General features: G+C 60.3%; 15 protein-coding genes. 8 read left to right on the plus strand and 7 right to left on the minus strand.

Annotation, left to right across the window (positions count from 1 at the left end):
• Positions 1-162: 162 nt before the first annotated feature.
• The 5 genes from lptB to kdsD are packed head-to-tail and all read right to left on the minus strand — an operon-like array spanning position 163 to position 3,837.
• Positions 163-930: an LPS export ABC transporter ATP-binding protein gene (gene lptB / locus AXG89_RS07440; RefSeq protein ID WP_172811958.1), complete on the minus strand. Its 768-nt coding sequence runs from the start codon at positions 928-930 to the stop codon at positions 163-165.
• Between the two features lie 11 nt (positions 931-941).
• Positions 942-1,640 carry a lipopolysaccharide transport periplasmic protein LptA gene (lptA, locus tag AXG89_RS07445; RefSeq protein ID WP_062168904.1) on the minus strand — a complete coding sequence of 233 codons (699 nt, stop codon included), beginning with the start codon at positions 1,638-1,640 and terminating at the stop codon, positions 942-944.
• 48 nt (positions 1,641-1,688) lie between these two features.
• Complete coding sequence (lptC, locus tag AXG89_RS07450; RefSeq protein WP_061998372.1) at positions 1,689-2,285, minus strand: LPS export ABC transporter periplasmic protein LptC; 597 nt, start codon at positions 2,283-2,285, stop codon at positions 1,689-1,691.
• A gap of 5 nt (positions 2,286-2,290) precedes the next feature.
• Positions 2,291-2,854 (minus strand): KdsC family phosphatase, encoded by a 564-nt coding sequence (locus AXG89_RS07455; RefSeq protein ID WP_086386421.1) that lies wholly within the window; start codon positions 2,852-2,854, stop codon positions 2,291-2,293.
• Positions 2,854-3,837: an arabinose 5-phosphate isomerase KdsD gene (kdsD, locus tag AXG89_RS07460; RefSeq protein WP_062168906.1), complete on the minus strand. Its 984-nt coding sequence runs from the start codon at positions 3,835-3,837 to the stop codon at positions 2,854-2,856. Before kdsD ends, AXG89_RS07455 begins: the two co-directional genes overlap by 1 nt.
• Positions 3,838-4,016: 179 nt before the next feature.
• Here kdsD and AXG89_RS07465 point away from each other — a divergent pair, with 179 nt between their 5' ends.
• From AXG89_RS07465 to purU, 5 genes are all read left to right on the plus strand, one after another.
• Positions 4,017-6,020, plus strand: a complete 2,004-nt coding sequence (locus AXG89_RS07465; RefSeq protein ID WP_062170405.1) for a monovalent cation:proton antiporter family protein — start codon at positions 4,017-4,019, stop codon at positions 6,018-6,020.
• Between the two features lie 18 nt (positions 6,021-6,038).
• Positions 6,039-6,614, plus strand: a complete 576-nt coding sequence (locus tag AXG89_RS07470; protein WP_062168908.1) for an adenine phosphoribosyltransferase — start codon at positions 6,039-6,041, stop codon at positions 6,612-6,614.
• A 17-nt stretch (positions 6,615-6,631) separates the two neighbouring features.
• Positions 6,632-7,246, plus strand: coding sequence for a LysE family translocator (locus AXG89_RS07475; protein WP_061998375.1), 615 nt, complete (start codon positions 6,632-6,634; stop codon positions 7,244-7,246).
• Positions 7,247-7,318: 72 nt separating this feature from the next.
• Complete coding sequence (locus tag AXG89_RS07480) at positions 7,319-8,164, plus strand: NUDIX hydrolase (RefSeq protein ID WP_062168910.1); 846 nt, start codon at positions 7,319-7,321, stop codon at positions 8,162-8,164.
• 24 nt (positions 8,165-8,188) lie between these two features.
• Complete coding sequence (gene purU / locus AXG89_RS07485) at positions 8,189-9,058, plus strand: formyltetrahydrofolate deformylase (RefSeq protein ID WP_061998377.1); 870 nt, start codon at positions 8,189-8,191, stop codon at positions 9,056-9,058.
• Positions 9,059-9,106: 48 nt separating this feature from the next.
• Here purU and AXG89_RS07490 read toward each other — a convergent pair whose 3' ends face one another.
• Complete coding sequence (locus tag AXG89_RS07490; protein WP_062168912.1) at positions 9,107-10,180, minus strand: AI-2E family transporter; 1,074 nt, start codon at positions 10,178-10,180, stop codon at positions 9,107-9,109.
• Positions 10,181-10,268: 88 nt separating this feature from the next.
• Positions 10,269-13,142: an excinuclease ABC subunit UvrA gene (gene uvrA, locus AXG89_RS07495; RefSeq protein ID WP_062168914.1), complete on the minus strand. Its 2,874-nt coding sequence runs from the start codon at positions 13,140-13,142 to the stop codon at positions 10,269-10,271.
• Between the two features lie 1,101 nt (positions 13,143-14,243).
• On the opposite strand from uvrA, the gene ltrA reads away from it, so the two are divergent.
• The 3 genes from ltrA to AXG89_RS07515 all read left to right on the plus strand — a co-directional run bounded on the left by ltrA (position 14,244) and on the right by AXG89_RS07515 (position 18,071).
• On the plus strand, positions 14,244-15,944 hold the full coding sequence (gene ltrA / locus AXG89_RS07500) for a group II intron reverse transcriptase/maturase (protein WP_062168916.1): 1,701 nt from the start codon (positions 14,244-14,246) through the stop codon (positions 15,942-15,944).
• Between the two features lie 322 nt (positions 15,945-16,266).
• The gene (locus AXG89_RS07510; RefSeq protein WP_062168920.1) at positions 16,267-17,469 is read left to right on the plus strand and encodes an MFS transporter; all 1,203 of its coding nucleotides are present in this window, start codon (positions 16,267-16,269) and stop codon (positions 17,467-17,469) included.
• Positions 17,470-17,534: 65 nt separating this feature from the next.
• A complete protein-coding gene (locus AXG89_RS07515; RefSeq protein WP_062168921.1) occupies positions 17,535-18,071 on the plus strand; it encodes a single-stranded DNA-binding protein in 537 nt (178 codons plus the stop codon).
• Positions 18,072-18,428 lie beyond the last annotated feature (357 nt).

Genomic DNA, 18,428 nt, shown 5'->3' on the forward strand with positions numbered 1-18,428 from the left:
GGTTTTAATCATTGTAGAGAGTTTGCCACGGGCGCGAAACCTCGCGGGGATCGGCCAAAAACAAGCGTGCCGCCCGCGGGCGGCACGTAAGAATTGCTGGCGGTGCTCCAGACCCCTGCTTTCCAGCCCGTCGGGCTGGCGCCGGGCGCGGAGCCCACGCCGTCACATGCGGAAATGTTCGCCGAGATACACGCGTCGCACGCTCTCGTTTTCGATGATGTCGCTCGGCGCGCCGGCCGCGAGCACGCTGCCGTCGCTGATGATGTACGCGTGATCGCAAATGCCGAGCGTCTCACGCACGTTGTGGTCGGTGATCAGCACGCCGATGTTCCGCTGCTTCAGGAACTTCACGATCTTCTGGATTTCCAGCACGGCGATCGGATCGACGCCGGCAAACGGTTCGTCCAGCAGGATGAAAGCCGGATTGGTCGCAAGCGCGCGGGCAATTTCCACGCGACGGCGTTCGCCGCCTGAAAGCGAGAGCGCCGGGTTCGCACGCAAATGCGCGATCTGCAGTTCGTCGAGCAAGGCTTCTGCACGATCCGTTATGGCTTGCTTGGAAAGCGGCTTGTCGTTCTCGCCGGTCTGCAGTTCGAGCACGGCGCGAATGTTCTGCTCGACGGTGAGCTTGCGGAAAACCGATGCTTCCTGCGGCAGGTAGGACAGTCCGAGGCGCGCTCGCTGGTGAATCGGCAACAGGCTGATGGACGTGCCATCGAGTTCGATTTCGCCGGCATCGAGCGGAACGAGGCCCACGATCATGTAGAACGAGGTGGTCTTGCCCGCGCCGTTCGGCCCGAGCAGCCCGACCACTTCGCCGCTTTTCACGTCGAGCGAGACGTCCTTCACGACCGTGCGCGAGCCGTAGCGTTTCTTCAGATTGCGGACGGTGAGCGAACTGCTCGTTCCTTCCGGCTTTCGATGAGGCATGGCGGGCGAGTTCACGGCTGCGGCGATCCTTGCAACGTGTTGGACGGGGTGAGCTTGGCCGGCCCGCCGGTCAGCGGTGCGGCACCGCCGTTGCGCGGCGCGAGCATGGCGCGGACACGGCCGGTCGGGTTGCCCGGACCCGCGACGTCCTTGCCGGCTTTCGCCGTGTAGAAGTCCTTTTGCCCGTCATAGGTGATCACGCTGCCGTGCACTTCGTCCTGAATCTTGGTCAGCCCGACCAGGCGGCGCACGACCGCGCGCGTGGTGAGCGTGGTGAGATCCTGCTTGCCGTCGTAGTCGATCCGCACGGCATTGCCTTCGATGTATTCATCCAGGCCGTCGCGTTTCTGGCGGAAATACGAGAGATTGTTGCCCGTTGACGTGCCGGTGGCGTACTGATAACCCTGCGGGTCCTGCGTCACTTCCACGCGATCAGCCTTGATGATGATCGTGCCTTTGGTCGCGACCACGTTACCCGTGAAGATGTTGACCTGCTTCAGGTCGTCATAGGTCATGTTTTCGGCCGAGATGTTCAGCGGTTTGTCGCTGTCGGCGCGTTCGGCATGTGCGGCCGGGGCGAAACCTGCCAGCGGCAATGCCACGCAGGCTGCCGCCATCCCGAATTGCATGAGGCGTGCGGCGCGGCGCATAAACGCAGTGCGCGCTGCTCGCAGACGGCCTGGTTCGGGTCGGAGAAACGGTTTGTTCATGCAGTCACACTTGAATGGATTAAGCGCAATTCGTCGGAACTGCCGGGTTTATTTGGACGAGTTGTTCAGGGTTGAGGCGGCAATCTGGCCGCGTACCGTCCCGAAGAGCTTCATTACCCGGGTCGCGTTGTTGTAGTTCATGCCGTCGCCCGTCATCACCGACGGACCGCGCTGAAGTTTAACCGGCTTTTCTGTTTCGATGACATCGTCGTTCACCAGGATCCGGAAGTGCTCGGAATCCGCGGTCATCTGCGGGTCGCCAAAGCCGGCCACGCGCAACAGGTGGGCGTTTTCGTACAAATCGACGATCGATACATCGCCGTTCACCGTCCCGCGCTCCGAAGTCGCCGTAACTGTTGGCCGCAGCGGCTGGAACATGCGCATGGCGGGCTTCACCAGGTCGCTGTTTTCGTCGTCTTCGTAATGCACCATCGATATGGCTGTCAGCCGGTACTGCGTCGTGCCGGTGGTATCGAGTTCGGAGACGGAGAAATTATTGGCGAAATAGTCGGGCGCGTGTTCTTTCGGACGCTCGGGTGTTTGCGCCGGCGGCAGCGTGGCCTGCAGCAGCCAGTACGTGATGCCGGCAAGCGCCGCCATGGCGACGAGCGGCAAAAGTGAAGTGAGTTTGGTCGGGCGCGCCATGATCTTCAGGCTCCCATAGCCGCTGCAAGCAGGCCGTCATAACGATCTTGCGCGCGCAGGATGGCGTCGCAGACTTCGCGCACCGCGCCTTCGCCGCCGCGTTTCGATGCCGCGAAGTGCACGCGCTGCAGCACTTCCGCATGCGCGTTGGCGGGCGCCGCGGCGAAACCGCAGAGGCGCATGACGGCGAGATCGGGCCAGTCGTCGCCCATGTAGCCGCATTCAGTCGCCGCGATGCCGGTGGTATGCAGGAGTTCGGCGAGCGCGATGGTTTTATCGGCGACGCCCTGGTGGAGGTGCGTGATACCGAGTTCGCCCGCGCGCGCCGCGACAATGCCGGAGTTGCGGCCGGTGATGATCGCGGTCTGCACGCCGACCGATTGCAGCATCTTCACGCCGTGGCCATCGAGTGAATTGAAGGATTTCATGGCGTCGCCGGCGGCGGTGAAGAAGAGGCTGCCGTCTGTGAAAACGCCGTCGATGTCGAAAATCATCAGCTTCACGCGGCCCGCGCGCTCATGCGCGTCTTCGGTTGCGGCAATATCCGGCGTGAAAGACAAGGTCGACATCAGATTACCTTCTTGGAAAAGAGGTCATGCATGTTCAGGGCGCCGATCAGGATCGCGTTTTTATCGACGACCAGCATCTGATTGATGCGATAACGCTCCATCAGTTCCACCGCTTCCACCGCGAGATGGTCCGGACCGATGGTTTGCGGATGACGCGTCATCACGTCCGCCAGCGGCAGCGCGCGGAAGTCGCCATCGCGCTGGAGAATGCGGCGGAGGTCGCCATCGGTGAAAATGCCTTCGACGTGGTTCTTCGTGTTGACCACGGCCGTCATGCCCATGCGCTTCGCGGTGATCTGGAACAGGGCGTCGGACACGGTGGCGTCGAGCGACACCACAGGCACTTCCGGTCCGATGCGCATCACGTCGCGTACATAAGTCAGCAGGCGCCGGCCGAGCGCGCCGCCAGGATGCGAGCGCGCGAAGTCGTCCGGGCCGAAGCCGCGTGCGTCGAGCACGGCGACCGCGAGCGCGTCGCTCAGCGCGAGAACCGCGGTCGTGCTGGCGGTTGGCGAGAGGTTCATCGGGCACGCTTCCTTGTCGACATGTGCGTTCAGATGCACGTCGGCGAGTTTAGCGAGACTGGATTCGGGGCTTCCCGTGATGGCGATCAGCTTGGCGCCGAGGCGCTTGATGATCGGCAGAATGGCGACGAGTTCAGAAGTTTCGCCAGAGTTCGATAACGCGATAAACACGTCATCAGCGGTTACCATGCCAAGATCACCGTGGCTGGCTTCCGCCGGATGAACGAAGAAACCGGGCGTGCCGGTGCTCGCGAGCGTAGCCGCGAATTTGCGGGCAATGTGCCCGGATTTTCCGATGCCCGAAACCACCACGCGGCCCTTGCATCCGAGCAGGAATTCGACGGCGCCGGTGAAGTTGTCATCGAGTTGAGCGGACAGGCCTCGAACAGCGTCGGCTTCAATTTCGAGCACGGTGCGAGCCAGCGCGAGTGCCCGGTCGCCATTGATTTTCGCTATCATGCGCGGAGTATATCAAAGGCACCTTTATGCCGCGCCGGACGTGGCTGACGGGCTTTTGCCCGCCGCTTTTTCCGCGCTCATCCGCCCACGCAGGTCGGGCTTCCAGTTGCGCTGGTCGACAACCCGGCGCTTGGATGAAGCCGATCCGCAATCCAACGACCAACGAGGATTCCAGACGGATGACTTCTCCGCTTGAAATGACGTTGCTGCTACTGCTGTGTTCGGTGGTCGGCGTCGTCGTGTTCCGCTTTTTCAACCTGCCGCCCATGTTGGGCTATCTGGCGGTGGGAATCATTGTCGGGCCGCATGCCGCGGGCATTGCGCCGGACAGCGAGCGCGCCCAGCATCTCGCTGAATTTGGCGTCGTGTTCCTGATGTTTTCCATCGGGCTCGAGTTTTCGTTATCGAAATTGAGATCGATGCGCAGGATTGTGTTCGGACTCGGCGCAAGCCAGGTCGGCGGGACGATCCTCCTTGCGCTGCTGTTTGGCTGGATTGCGAACTTCTTCACCGATATGTCGTGGGAAGCGAGCATTGCGCTTGGCGGCGCGTTGTCCATGTCGTCGACCGCGATCGTGTCGAAAATGCTCGCCGAACGGCTCGAACTCGAATCCGAGCACGGCCGCAACATCTTCGGCGTGCTGTTGTTCCAGGATCTGGCCGTAGTGCCGCTGCTGATCATCATTGCGGCATTTGGCAACGGAAATTCAAAGGAACTGGCGTTCTGGCTCGCGATTGCGGCCGTAAAAATCGTGGTCGCGTTGACCGTGTTGCTGTTCGTCGGCCAGAAGTTCATGACGCGCTGGTTCAACATCGTGGCACGCCGGCGGTCGCAAGAACTCTTCATGCTGAACTTGCTGCTGGTGACGCTCGGCGCTGCGTTCATCACCGATAAATTCGGCTTGTCGCTCGCGCTCGGCGCTTTCATCGCGGGGATGCTGATTGCCGAGACGCCTTACCGGCATCAGGTGGAAGAGGACATCAAGCCGTTTCGCGACGTGCTGCTGGGTCTTTTCTTCGTGACCACCGGCATGCTGCTCAATCCGCGTGTGATCTGGGAGCATCCGTTTCTCGTGGCCGGATTTTTCGTCGTGCCGATCCTGCTCAAGGCCGTGATGATCACCGGACTTGCACGGCTTTTCGGCTCACCGCCGGGTGTGGCAATGCGCACCGGCCTGAATCTGGCGCAAGCCGGCGAATTCGGTTTCGTGCTGTTGAACCTGATCCTCGATAAACATCTTGTCGAGCCCGTCTTGCTGCAGGCCATTCTTTCGTCGATGCTGCTTTCCATGCTCGCCGCGCCGTTCATCATCCAGAATGCCGACCGGATCGTGCTGCGGCTTTCATCGACGGAATGGTTGCGGCAATCGTTGCAAATGACGCGGATCGCGACGCAGAGCATCAAGCAGAGCGGTCACGTGATCATCTGCGGGTACGGCCGCGCGGGGCAGAATCTGGCGCGGATGCTGGAGCACGAGGGCTTGTCCTACGTGGCACTCGACCTGGATCCGGATCGCGTGGCGGCAGCGGCGGCGGCCGGCGAAAGCGTGGTGTACGGCGATGCGGGGCGGCGCGAGGCGCTGGTCGCGGCAGGTTTGCATCGCGCGGCGACGGTTGCCATCACGTTCGCCAACACGCCTTCCGCGTTGCGCGTGCTGCACAGCATTCACGAACTCGAACCGACCTTGCCGACCATCGTGCGTACCGTCGATGACGCCGATCTCGAGAAGCTGATTGCATCGGGCGCGACTGAAGTGATTCCTGAAATCGTGGAAGGCAGCCTGATGCTCGCCTCCCACACGCTCGTGCTGATGGGCGTGCCGATGCGCCGGGTGGTGCGGCGCGTGGAAGAAATGCGCGATGAGCGTTACAGCTTGCTGCGCGGATATTTTCACGGCGCGGACGATTCCGACGACGAAGAACGCCGCGAGCAGGTGCGGCTACAATCGGTTCCCGTCGATGAAAACGCCGACGCCGTAGGCCGTACGCTCGACGAACTCGGGCTCGTGGAGGACGGCGTGGAAGTGACGGCGATCCGGCGTCACGGCATTCGCGGCGTGGCCCCCGATCCTGACACCAAGCTGCGTGCAAGCGATATTGTCGTGCTGCGCGGTTTGCCTGAAGCGCTGCAGCGGGCCGAAGAACGGCTGTCGCGCAATCGCCGTGCGGGCGCGGTAGCCTGACGTTTTTCCGGAGAGATCATGTCCTCATTCGCGGCGCCTTCGGCGTCCTCTTTGTCCGAAGCCACCGCTTTCATTCGCGAGCGAATCCGCACCGTCCCGGACTGGCCGCAGCCCGGCGTGCAATTCCGCGATATCACGCCTGTGCTGCAGGACCGGCGCGCGTTGCGCACGTTGATCGATTTGCTGGTGCAGCGCTATATAGATGCAGATATCGATACGGTCGCCGGGCTGGATGCGCGCGGTTTCATCATCGGGCCGATCCTCGCCTATGAGCTGAGTCTTGGTTTCGTGCCGATCCGCAAGAAAGGCAAGCTGCCGTACAAGACGCTGTCGCAGTCTTACGAGCTCGAATACGGCAGCGCGACGGTCGAAATCCACGAGGACGCGTGCAAGCCAGGGGACCGCGTGGTGCTCGTGGATGACCTGATTGCAACGGGCGGCACGATGATGGCCGGCAAGATCCTGCTGGAGCGCCTGGGCGCGGAAGTGGTGGAGGGCGCGGCGATCATCGATTTGCCGGCGCTCGGCGGTTCGAAGCTTTTGCGCGATTCCGGCCTGCCTCTGTTCACCGTTTGCGAATTCGACGGTCATTGACTGGAGCGTTTCGAACCATGCCAAATTTCCTTTTGTTCCTGGCCGCGTCCATTGCGATAACGGCGGCTCCCGGTCCCGATAACCTGCAGGTGCTCGCACGCGGCATTTCGCAGGGACGTGCAGCCGGACTTGTCGCGGCGCTTGGTTTTGCAGCAGGCATTTCGTTTCATACGACGCTTGCAGCGCTTGGCGTGGCAGCGTTGCTGAAATCGTCGCCGATTGCGTTCCAGGCCGTGAAGCTCGCCGGCGCGGCGTATCTGATCTGGATTGGCATCAAGGCGATCCGGAGCAAGGGTTTGTCGAGCGCGCACGAACGGCCGAGCCAGCCGCTCACGACCGTGTTCCGGCAGAGCGTGGTCGGCAATCTGCTGAACCCGAAAGTGACGTTGTTTTTCATCGTGTTCCTGCCGCAGTTCGTGAATCCGCATGGTGCGCAAAGCGTGATGCTGCAGATGTTCGAACTGGGCGGCGTGTTCATGCTGCAGACGGTCGTGGTGTTCTCGGTGTTTGGCGTGGCCGCGGGAATGATCGGCGCGTATCTGAAGCGTCGCCCGAAAGTCGGCGTGTGGCTCGACCGGCTGGCGGGCGCGACGTTCATCGGGCTGGGGATTCGGGTGGCGCTGAAGGATTAGGCGCTCGCCTGCGCAGGGCCAACGAGCCTGCCCTTGTACAATTCCAGCCTTTGCGCCGCCGGAGGCCCCGTAATGACCTTGCCCGCGATCATCGCAGCGCGCCGTTTCGATGCTTCCGCGCATCTGCCGTTTAATATCGCCGATGAGCGGGTCGGCTGGATTCGCCGCGCCGACGCATCAGCGTTGAAATCGTGGCCTGACGTGTTCGAATTCACCGAAGCCGCGATTCATCTTGCAGCCTCCTTCAATACGCTGGAATCCCGTAGCGCGGCGCTTGGCGCGGTTATCGGCATGCTCGCCGCCGATGGCCGCATCCCCGGCTGGCGCAACGAAACCTACGCAATCCGCAATACCTTCGATGCCGAGCCGCTGGCGTTCATCGAAAGGGCGGCGTCGCGGTTCTTCGGCACAATGACGTACGCGGTGCATTTGAACGGCATCGTGGAAGAGCCGGGCCGGGCGCCCAACCTCTGGATCGCGCGCCGCAGCGAAACCAAAGCAACCGATCCGGGCATGCTCGACAACGTGGTGGCGGGCGGTATCGGCTGGGGGATGGGGATCAAGGAAACGCTCGTGAAGGAATGCTGGGAAGAGGCTGGCATGCCGCCGGAACTGGCCGCGAACGCCACGCGCGGGCGCATCTTCCACGTGCTGCAATCGCTGCCCGAAGGCACGCAAGCCGAGCAGATCTACGTTTTCGACCTCGCGCTGCCGGTGGATTTCGCGCCGCGCAATCAGGACGGCGAAGTTGGCGAACACAGACTTGCTCGAATCGATGAAGTCGCGCGCTGGATCGAAGAAGGTTCCATGACCGTGGATGCAAGTCTTGCCACGCTCGACCTCTTGCTGCGCCGCCAATGGATCGATGAAGACGCGTGCGCAGGCATGCAGGCGGTGTTCTCGCCGCCACTGCTGTGAAATATTTTAAAGGAGTATCGGTTAATGTCGACCGAACATAGTTTTATCTTGAAGTTGTCGTGTCCTGATCGTCCGGGAATCGTGCATGCCGTGTCGGGATTCTTGTTCGATCTCGGCAGCAACATCCTGGACTCCGCGCAGTTCGGCGACAGCCACACCGGCGAGTTCTTCATGCGCGTGCATTTCCAGCAAGTCGGCGGCGATCCGGGACTGGAAGCATTGCGGACATCGTTCGGTTCACTCGCCGATCAGTTCGGCATGAAGTGGGAACTGCACGACGCATCGGTCAAGCCGCGTGTGATGATCATGGTGTCGAAGATCGGGCATTGCCTGAACGACTTGCTGTTCCGCTATCGCACGGGGCAACTCGGGATCGAGATTCCGGCGATCGTTTCGAATCATCGCGAGTTCTATCAGCTTGCCGCGAGTTATGACGTGCCGTTTCATCATTTGCCGCTGATGGCGTCGACGCCTGAAGCCAAGGCGTCGCAGGAAGCGCGCGTGCTGGAAATCGTCGATCAGCACAAGATCGATCTCGTCGTACTCGCGCGATACATGCAAATCCTGTCGCCGGAACTGTGCGCCGCGCTCAATGGCCGGGCGATCAACATCCACCACTCGTTCCTGCCGAGTTTCAAGGGCGCGAAGCCGTATTACCAGGCGTTCGATCGCGGCGTAAAGCTGATCGGCGCCACTGCTCATTACGTGACGACGGATCTCGATGAAGGTCCGATCATTGAACAGGAAGTCGAGCGCGTGGACCACAGCATGGCGCCGGATCAGTTGACGGCAATCGGCCGTGACGTGGAATGCGTGACGCTGGCGCGTGCGGTGCGCTGGCACGTCGAGCACAGGATCGTGCTGAACGGCAGCAAGACGGTGGTGTTCAAGTAAATCGAATAGCTGGCGGAGATCGCATTGAATCTCCGCCGGTTCCGCGATTTAAACCAGCCTCAAATAAACCAGTTCGCGCTTGATATAAGCATAAAAAATCGGCGCGGCAATCACGCCTGGAAGGCCGAACGCGGCTTCCATCGCAAGCATTGCCAGCAGCAATTCCCACGCGCGTGCTTCAATCTGCCCGCCAATGATCCGTGCATTCAGGAAATATTCCAGCTTGTGAATGACGATCAAGAACGCGAGCGATGCCACCGCCGTTCCAAACGACACGGAAAGGGAGATCGCGACAATCAGCGCGTTGGAAATCAGATTCCCGATCACCGGCAGCAATCCGACGATAAACGTCACCATCACCAGCGTCTTGGACAACGGTAGCCGCTCGTGAAAGACCGGCAGCGCGACCAGCAAATACAGCGCGGTGAATGCCGCGTTGATGGCGGAAATCTTCACCTGCGCGAAAACGATCCGGCGAAATGCCTCTGAGAACCGCGTCACGCGCGTGACAAGCGCGGTGGAAAGCGGCAGCCGATGCGTGGTCCGGGGCGCGCCCACTGCGATGATCGCGCCGATGATCATACCGATCAGCACATGCCCGAAACCCCGCGCCGCGTCTTTTCCGCCTTGCTGCAGCATGGCGGCGTGCTTCTGCATCAGGTCGGTCGCCTTGTCCTTCATCTGCTCGGCGTCGACGGGAAGGTAATTCGCAATCCAGTCCGGCACCTGCAGACGCGCATGCGACGTGATCATCATGAGTTGATCGAGGAGCTTCTGGACGCTCGGAACATCGCGCTGAAAATGGTCGATGGTCGCAACCGTCGCACCGGCGAGGCCGCCCACGATCACCACCGCCAGGATCACGACCGCGACCCAGCGGGCGCGCCCGCTCGTCATGGTTTTTTCGATGACCGGCGCAATGGTGTGCACGAGCTGAAACACGAGCATGCCCGCCAGCAGCGCGCCGAGCAGTTGCAGATGCAGAACGGCGAACATGCCGGCGAATGCGGCGATATAACTGCCGATCTCAACCGCCGACAGCTTGGGCATGCTCATATCGCTCGTCAGCCGCACGGGCCGGACTGCGGGCCTGTTCTCGGCCGCTTCGTTGCGCTTAGCCATGAATCCTTCGGTCTCCTGCCGCGAACGGGTTATAGAGTGCTACGGCCCGAAGGCGGGCCGGCTCGTGCTTGGCATTTGTGCGTGTACGTCATGCCGCCGATCTCGGCCGCTGCAGCAACGGCGCAAGATATCGGCCGGTAAAACTGGCCTTCGATTTGGCTACCTGCTCCGGCGTCCCCTGCGCGATGATCTGGCCGCCGCCGGCGCCGCCTTCCGGACCCAGGTCGATCACCCAGTCGGCGGTTTTGATTACATCCAGATTATGCTCGATGATTACGACAGTATTACCCTGATCGCGCAACCGGTGTATCACTTCCAGCAACAGCGCGATATCGTGGAAATGCAAACCCGTGGTCGGTTCGTCGAGAATATAGAGAGTCCGACCCGTATCGCGCTTGCTCAGTTCCAGCGAAAGCTTCACGCGCTGCGCTTCGCCGCCCGAAAGCGTGGTCGCCGACTGGCCGAGGCGTATATACCCCAAACCGACATCGAGCAGGGTTTTCAGCTTGCGCGCGACGATCGGCACTGGCTTGAAGAACTCGTGCGCCGCTTCCACGGTCAGGTCGAGCACCTCGTGGATGTTCTTGCCCTTGTACTGGACTTCGAGCGTCTCGCGGTTATAGCGCTTGCCGTGACAGACGTCGCACGGGACGTACACGTCGGGCAGGAAGTGCATTTCGACTTTCAGCACGCCGTCGCCCTGGCACGCTTCGCAGCGCCCGCCCTTCACGTTGAACGAGAAACGGCCCGGATCGTAACCTCGTTCCTTCGATGCCGGCACGCCCGCGAACAACTCGCGGATCGGCGTGAAAAGGCCGGTATACGTAGCCGGATTCGAGCGCGGCGTGCGGCCGATAGGAGATTGATCGACGTTGATGACCTTGTCGAAATGCTCCAGCCCTTCGATTGCCTCGTAAGGCGCCGGTTCGGTCGCCGAGCCGTACAGATGCTGCGAGACGGCGTGGTACAGCGTGTCATTGATGAGCGTGGACTTGCCCGAGCCCGACACGCCCGTCACGCAGGTCAGCAAGCCAACGGGCAGGTCGAGCGACACGTTCTTCAGGTTGTTGCCGTACGCCTCGATGATCCGCAGCCGCCGTTCATCGGGCGCGGTGCGATCGGTCGAATAGCTGATGCTGCGTTTGCCCGACAAATACTGCCCGGTCATGGAATTCGGGTCGTTCTGGACATGTTTTGCCGTGCCTTGCGAGACGATCTCGCCGCCGTGCACGCCCGCACCCGGGCCCATGTCGACCACATAATCGGCCATGCGGATCATGTCTTCGTCGTGCTCGACCACGATCACCGAATTGCCGATGTCGCGCAGATGCTTGAGGGTATCGATAAGCCGGTCGTTATCCCGCTGATGCAAGCCGATGGACGGTTCGTCCAGCACGTACATCACGCCCGTCAAGCCCGATCCAATCTGCGATGCCAGCCTGATCCGCTGCGCCTCACCGCCCGAAAGCGTCTCCGCGCTGCGTTCCAGCGACAGATAATCCAGCCCCACGTTGTTCAGGAACGTGAGCCGCGCGACGATTTCCTTGATGACCCGGTCGGCAATCTCCGCCTTCGAGCCTTCGAGCCGCAGCGTCTGGAAATAGCCGAGCGTGTCGCGCAGCGGCCAGCCGCTCACCTCGAAGATTGCCCGCGCGTGTTCGCCGGTGCCGAGCTTCACATTGCGCGCTTCGGTGCGCAAACGCGTGCCTTCGCACGCCGGACACGCCTGGTTGTTCTGAAACTTCGACAATTCTTCACGTACCGCCGCGGAATCCGTTTCCTTGTAGCGGCGCTCGAGGCTCGGGATGATCCCTTCGAACGCGTGCTCGCGAACCGTGGTGCGGCCGCGCTCGTTGATGTACGCGAACGGGATCACCTGTTTGCCGGAGCCGAACAGCAGGATCTTGCGCACTTTCTCCGGCAAGTCCTCGAACGCGGCATCGAGATCGAATTCGAAGAACGCCGCCAGGCTTTGCAGCATCTGGAAGTAGAACTGGTTGCGCCGGTCCCAGCCTTTCACCGCGCCGGCTGCCAGAGACAGCGACGGATGCGCGACCACGCGCTTCGGATCGAAGAACGTGATTTGCCCGAGGCCGTCGCATTCCGGGCACGCGCCCATCGGGTTGTTGAACGAGAACAGGCGCGGCTCGAGTTCCTGCAGCGAGTACGAGCAGATCGGGCACGCGAACTTCGAGCTATACAAATGCTCGCGCTCCGAATCCATTTCGAGCGCAACCGCGCGGCCATCGGCGAGACGCAGCGCGGTTTCGAAAGATTCCGCCAGACGCTGTTTCATGTCGGGCCGAACCTTCAACCGGTCGATGACGACATCGATCGTATGTTTGTCGTTCTTCTTGAGCTTCGGCAGCGACTCGATCTCATGGATCTTCGCGACGCCCTCGTTGGCCGTACCGCCGCCCGAGCGCACGCGAAAGCGGATGAAACCCTGCGCCTGCATGGCCTCGAACAATTCGGTGTGCTCGCCCTTGCGATCCGCGACCACGGGCGCGAGGATCATCAGCTTGGTTTCCTCGGGCATGGCGAGCGCGGCATCGACCATTTGCGACACGCTTTGCGCTTCCAGCGGGATGTGGTGATCCGGACAGTGCGGCGTACCGACGCGGGCAAACAGCAGCCGGAGGTAGTCGTGAATCTCGGTGACCGTGCCGACGGTCGAGCGCGGATTGTGCGAAGTCGCCTTCTGTTCGATCGAAATTGCCGGCGACAACCCTTCGATCAGATCGACATCCGGCTTTTCCATCAGTTGCAGGAACTGGCGCGCGTACGCCGACAGGCTTTCCACGTAACGGCGCTGGCCTTCCGCGTAGAGCGTGTCGAAGGCGAGCGACGATTTCCCCGAACCCGACAAGCCCGTAATCACGATCAGCTTGTGACGCGGCAAGTCGAGACTGATGTTTTTGAGATTGTGGGTACGAGCCCCACGAATACGAATTTCTTCCATGAATCCGGGCGGAAAGTAAGGGGGCTAAACCTGCTACTATAACGACTTTTGTGCGACACGCACGCTCGTGTCCGTCAGCCCTACGTCATGGGCATCGACCGTCGAATATCAGTTGGGATCTCGGTCCTGGCTGCGCTATCGACCATTTGTTGGCACCTTGAGGCCAACGCTTTGTAGTGAAGCGAAACCCGGTAGGGCATTTTAGGGTTTCGCCATAGGCGATTCCTTGTATGCCGTCTGTACCGGGAATCGCATTGCATGTGTCTGATTACCATCAGGCACCGTGTTGTCGGCGGCTTCATCCATGCCGACAAGGCGGATGTGGTTTGCAATTCCTGCGCCGATAGGCAACGGATTCGCTAGGCGATACGAGCGAAAGCTCGGTGTGTCATTGTTCGATTCGCTTTGCTGTTCGAAGGCGAATAGTGAACCTGCTATACGACTAGCAGTAGCCTAGGAAGACATGCGTCACTGGTAACGGTGAGGTCTGAAGCTCTTCCGACAATGTAGCCCCCGGACGTTCGGGCAGATGCACATCGTGAGATGTTCATCTGGAGGCTCCTAGCAGCGAAGGGGTCGAGGAGCTAGGCTGGCTGATACGGTTAATGTAAGTGAACTGCTGATAAACCCCGTGATTATAGCGGTGCCTAAGCTGCTGCGTGGCATCAACCAAAAATGGTGTGCAGTCGGTTAACTCGTTGGAAGTTCGAGTTACGTCGTTGTTGGACTGCCGGGGGAGAGGTGGAACCTAAGTCAGTCGTGTGACATGCCGGGAACGTGGTAAGCCCGTATGGTTGCCAGTGCGGTTTGACTGGCAGGCGAACCGTAAGGAACGCTGTTGATTATGCGGGTATGGGAGGACGGAAAAAGCGAACGTCGGGCTGTAATGGTCCGGATAGGAGTTGAGACATTACTCCACGCGAAAGCGGGCAGACTTCCGTCTGGTCTACCGTCGCAAGACGGCTGACTACCCTCTGTGTCTTGGTTAGGTACGGGTGCATGCGCCCGTACTGAGGTGTTTGTTGTTCCCCAGCGGGGTGTATCTACCCCGCTGGGGGAGATGCGCCTTCTGCTCGGGACTTTTCCAAGTAGGAGAGCAGCATGAAAGTATCTGGTCGAAAGGCCGGATCTGCGCTTTCCCACGCGCCGGACGATTGGTACGCCGTAGATTGGCGTCGGGTTGAACGAAACGTGAGAGGGATGCAGATTCGAATTGCGAAGGCGACGCGGGAAGGCAAATGGCGCAGGGTCAAAGCCTTGCAACGGATGTTGACCCGCACGTTGTCCGCCAAGTTGCATGCGGTACGACGTGTTACGCAGAACCAAGGTGCGCGAACGGCTGGAGTCGATCGTGAACTATGGGATTCGCCTGAAAGTCGACGGCTTGCTGTCGATCGGTTGAAGCGGCATGGATACAGGCCTCTGCCTTTAAGGAGGGTCTTTATCCCCAAGGCCAATGGGAAGGAGCGCCCTCTGGGCATTCCGACCATGCATGACAGAGCGATGCAAGCTCTGTACTTGCTGGCCTTGGAGCCAGTGGCAGAGTCCACGAGCGACCCGAACTCATATGGGTTCAGGAGTCATCGCTCAACGGCCGATGCCATGTCCCAGATTTTTGTTTCCATGTCTCAGAAGGGCTCAGCCCGATGGGTCCTGGAAGCGGATATCAAGGGGTGCTTTGACCACATCAACCATGACTGGTTGGAACGCAATGTCCCAATGGACACGGCGATTCTCCGGAAGTGGTTGAAGGCTGGCCTGGTTTATCAAGGTCAGTTGCAGGCGACGACGGCCGGTACGCCGCAGGGGGGCATCATTTCCCCGACGTTGGCCAATGTGACGTTGAACGGGTTGGAGCGTGAACTGATTGAGCACCTCGGTGCTAAATTCGGGATCGCGAAAACCAAGAAGCTCAAGATTCATGTGGTGCGGTACGCGGACGACTTCGTCATAACCGGTGACTCGCAAGAGGTACTAGTTGACGAAGTCAGGCCTTGGATAGAAGCCTTCCTCGCGGTTAGGGGTTTGCAACTATCCGAGGAGAAAACGCGGATCACCCATATAGATCATGGCTTTGATTTCCTTGGGTGGAATTTTCGGAAGTACTCGGGAAAGCTGCTCATCAAACCGAGCAAGAAAAACGCACAAGCGTTCTATCGCAAGGTGGCGGATACGATCAGCGGTAACAAGACGGTAAAACAGGCGGATCTGATCCGCCTGTTGAATCCGATGCTTCGGGGCTGGGCGCAGTACCACAGTCCCGTGGTAGCCAAGCAAGCGTACAGTCGCATGGAGCATTTGGTGTTTCAAAGGCTCTGGCGATGGTCAAAGCGGCGGCATCCGCAGAAGAGCGCCGATTGGGTGAGAAAGAAGTACTTTCATTCCGTCGGCGACCGTCACTGGGTGTTCGCTGTTCCTGTAGTAAAGCGGGACGGCAGTAAGGGGTTGCTTGAGCTGTACCAGATCAGCGGCACAGTGATCAAGCGGCATCTAAAGATCAAAGGGGATTTTCATCCTTTTGACCCTAAGTGGGAGCAGTACGGCGAGAAACTGCGGCAGGATCGCATGTGGGAGTTGATGCGTTATCGCAAGCAGTGGGCAACGCTGTACATGTCACAGGGCGGGCTGTGTGCGCACTGTGGCACGGCGCTGACGGACGAAACGGGTTGGCACGATCATCATCTAGAGTATCGGATGCATGGTGGCAAAGACACGCTGTCCAACAGAGTTTTGCTTCACCCGCACTGCCACCAGCAGGTGCACGCTGGTAAGATTGCGGTAACTAAGCCGGTTCTGTCATAAACGCGGAGCTTCGTTTGTAGGCTTGAGCTGTATGCGGGGAAACTCGCACGTACAGTTCTTAGGGGGCCCTTCATCCATAAGGATGGAGGGCTACCCTACCGAGGGCGCGTTGCCCGCGCTCATCGGCGTCAATCAAGCGTGCGGCGGGCTTTTCATGACCTTCACGCAGGGCCGGAATGCGGTTCCGAAGCACGTTCTGAAGCATAAATTTCCGCCTCGGCCGTCTGTCTCATATAGTGCCGATCCGGGCAACCACAAGGCGACCGCCCGGTTTGCGCGAGCCGCGCACACCGCCTGACGCGTTTCCACATTACCTCGTCCGATGTCCAATCCGTCTGTTACGTCCACACGTCTGAGCGCGCCCGAGTTGCGTGCGACCGTGTCGCTTGCCGCGATCTTCGCGCTGCGAATGCTTGGTCTCTTCATGATCATGCCGGTGTTTTCCATCTACGCGAAAACGATTCCCGGCGGCGACAATGTGCTGCTCGTCGGCATTGCGCTCGGCGCTTACGGCGTCACGCAATCGCTGCTTTATATTTTCTACGGCTGGGTCTCCGACAAGCTGGGGCGCAAGCCGGTCATCGCGTTCGGGCTGATCGTCTTCGCCATCGGCAGCTTCGTGGCGGCGGTCGGGCATTCCATGACGTGGATCATCGTCGGGCGTGTGATTCAGGGCATGGGCGCGGTTTCGTCGGCGGTGATTGCGTTCATCGCGGATCTGACTACAGAGGAAAACCGCACGAAAGCCATGGCGATGGTCGGCGCGAGCATCGGCGTCTCGTTCGCGGTTGCCATTGTCGGCGCGCCGATCGTGTTCCAGTGGGTCGGCATGAGCGGCCTGTTCACGCTGATCGGCTTTTTATCGATACTCGCCGTGGGCGTGGTGATCTGGGTGGTCCCGGACGCGCCCAAGCCGCCCGTGCATGTAAAAGCGCCGTTCGCCGAAGTGCTGCACAACGTGGAATTGCTGCGCCTGAACTTCGGTGTGCTCGTCCTGCACGCCACGCAAACCGCGCTGTTCCTGGTCGTGCCGCGCATCCTGGAAGCAGGCGGTCTGCCGGTCGCGGCGCACTGGAAAGTCTATTTGCCGGTCATGGGCCTCGCGTTCGTGCTGATGGTGCCGGCAATCATTGCCGCCGAAAAACGCGGAAAAATGAAAGCGGTGATGCTCGGCGCCATTTTGCTTATCCTGATTGGCCAGTTGTTACTCGGCGCCGCTCCGCATACTCTGTGGTCAGTGGCCGCGATCTTGTTCATCTACTTCCTGGGTTTCAATGTGCTGGAGGCGTCGCAACCGTCGCTCGTCTCCAAACTTGCGCCCGGCACGAGAAAGGGTGCGGCGGCCGGCGTGTACAACACCACGCAGTCGATCGGCCTGGCAATCGGCGGGGTGATCGGCGGATGGCTGCTGAAAGTGGATGGCCAGAGCGCTGTGTTTTTCGCGTGCTCGGGGCTGGTGCTGGCCTGGCTGATCGTGGCGACGAACATGAAGCCGCCGCCGCAGAAGATCCGGCGCACGGCGTAGTGAATCAGGTCCGCGCGACATCGAATTGAATCGTATTGAACTGAATTGAATCAACAGGAGAAATCATGGCATCCGTCAACAAGGTCATTCTGGTGGGAAATCTGGGCGCTGATCCGGAAACCCGGTATCTGCCGAGCGGCGACGCCGTGGCCAACGTCCGTCTTGCGACGACTGACCGCTACAAGGACAAGGCATCCGGCGAAATGAAGGAAGCCACGGAATGGCATCGCGTGACCTTCTTCGGCCGGCTGGCCGAGATCGTCAACGAGTACCTGAAGAAGGGCTCGTCCATTTACGTCGAAGGCCGTATTCGTACGCGCAAGTACACCGATCAGGCGGGCGTGGAGAAGTACGCAACGGAAATCGTCGCGGAACAAATGCAGATGCTGGGTGGACGTGGCGGTGCGGGCGGCGGCGGAGGCGGCGATGAAGGCGGTTACAGCAGCCGCGCGCCTGCTGAGCGCAGCGGCGGCGGTGCGAGCCGTGGAGGCGCGCCGTCGGGCGGCCGTCCGGCAGCAGGAGGAGGCGCTGGTGGCGCAAGCCGTCCGAGCGCGCCGGCCGGCGGCGGTTTCGACGAAATGGACGACGATATTCCCTTCTAGGGTCGCCTGAACAGAAATACGTAAGTTTCGGAAGGGGTTTTTCGAGGTAAAGAACTGATGTAGAACGTTTTTTTCGGCGAGAGTGAGACGCAAGTTTCCTCTCGCCTTTTCATTTGTTTCGGCGCTTGAATACTTCACGTTCGACAAAACAATTCCGTCTAATGACCCGCCACTTTTTTTCGGGTCGTACCAACTTACCCCGCTTTTCTCTCTGATATTCGTGTGATTCCGCGTGCCGCCGCTAGTGAAGTGGCACCTCTCCCGTTTGATAAAAAAGGAACTCCTACGGTCTAGGTGCTTACGTTGCTGAGCATCCGAGTCCTGCCAAGCGTGAAGGTGCGCTGCCCCGTGCGCAAT

Origin of the sequence: Burkholderia sp. PAMC 26561 (genome assembly GCF_001557535.2) — a bacterium.
In the GTDB taxonomy this organism is placed as follows: domain Bacteria; phylum Pseudomonadota; class Gammaproteobacteria; order Burkholderiales; family Burkholderiaceae; genus Caballeronia.

Bases quoted from the DNA above. Each gene is read 5' to 3' on its own strand.
- AXG89_RS07455 (WP_086386421.1), bottom strand. From the start codon at position 2,854: ATGTCGACCTTGTCTTTCACGCCGGATATTGCCGCAACCGAAGACGCG.
- AXG89_RS07490 (WP_062168912.1), bottom strand. From the start codon at position 10,180: ATGGCTAAGCGCAACGAAGCGGCCGAGAACAGGCCCGCAGTCCGGCCC.
- uvrA (WP_062168914.1), bottom strand. From the start codon at position 13,142: ATGGAAGAAATTCGTATTCGTGGGGCTCGTACCCACAATCTCAAAAAC.
- AXG89_RS07465 (WP_062170405.1), top strand. From the start codon at position 4,017: ATGACTTCTCCGCTTGAAATGACGTTGCTGCTACTGCTGTGTTCGGTG.
- lptA (WP_062168904.1), bottom strand. From the start codon at position 1,640: ATGAACAAACCGTTTCTCCGACCCGAACCAGGCCGTCTGCGAGCAGCG.
- AXG89_RS07480 (WP_062168910.1), top strand. From the start codon at position 7,319: ATGACCTTGCCCGCGATCATCGCAGCGCGCCGTTTCGATGCTTCCGCG.
- AXG89_RS07515 (WP_062168921.1), top strand. From the start codon at position 17,535: ATGGCATCCGTCAACAAGGTCATTCTGGTGGGAAATCTGGGCGCTGAT.
- ltrA (WP_062168916.1), top strand. From the start codon at position 14,244: ATGAAAGTATCTGGTCGAAAGGCCGGATCTGCGCTTTCCCACGCGCCG.
- AXG89_RS07470 (WP_062168908.1), top strand. From the start codon at position 6,039: ATGTCCTCATTCGCGGCGCCTTCGGCGTCCTCTTTGTCCGAAGCCACC.
- kdsD (WP_062168906.1), bottom strand. From the start codon at position 3,837: ATGATAGCGAAAATCAATGGCGACCGGGCACTCGCGCTGGCTCGCACC.
- lptC (WP_061998372.1), bottom strand. From the start codon at position 2,285: ATGGCGCGCCCGACCAAACTCACTTCACTTTTGCCGCTCGTCGCCATG.
- AXG89_RS07475 (WP_061998375.1), top strand. From the start codon at position 6,632: ATGCCAAATTTCCTTTTGTTCCTGGCCGCGTCCATTGCGATAACGGCG.
- lptB (WP_172811958.1), bottom strand. From the start codon at position 930: ATGCCTCATCGAAAGCCGGAAGGAACGAGCAGTTCGCTCACCGTCCGC.
- AXG89_RS07510 (WP_062168920.1), top strand. From the start codon at position 16,267: ATGTCCAATCCGTCTGTTACGTCCACACGTCTGAGCGCGCCCGAGTTG.
- purU (WP_061998377.1), top strand. From the start codon at position 8,189: ATGTCGACCGAACATAGTTTTATCTTGAAGTTGTCGTGTCCTGATCGT.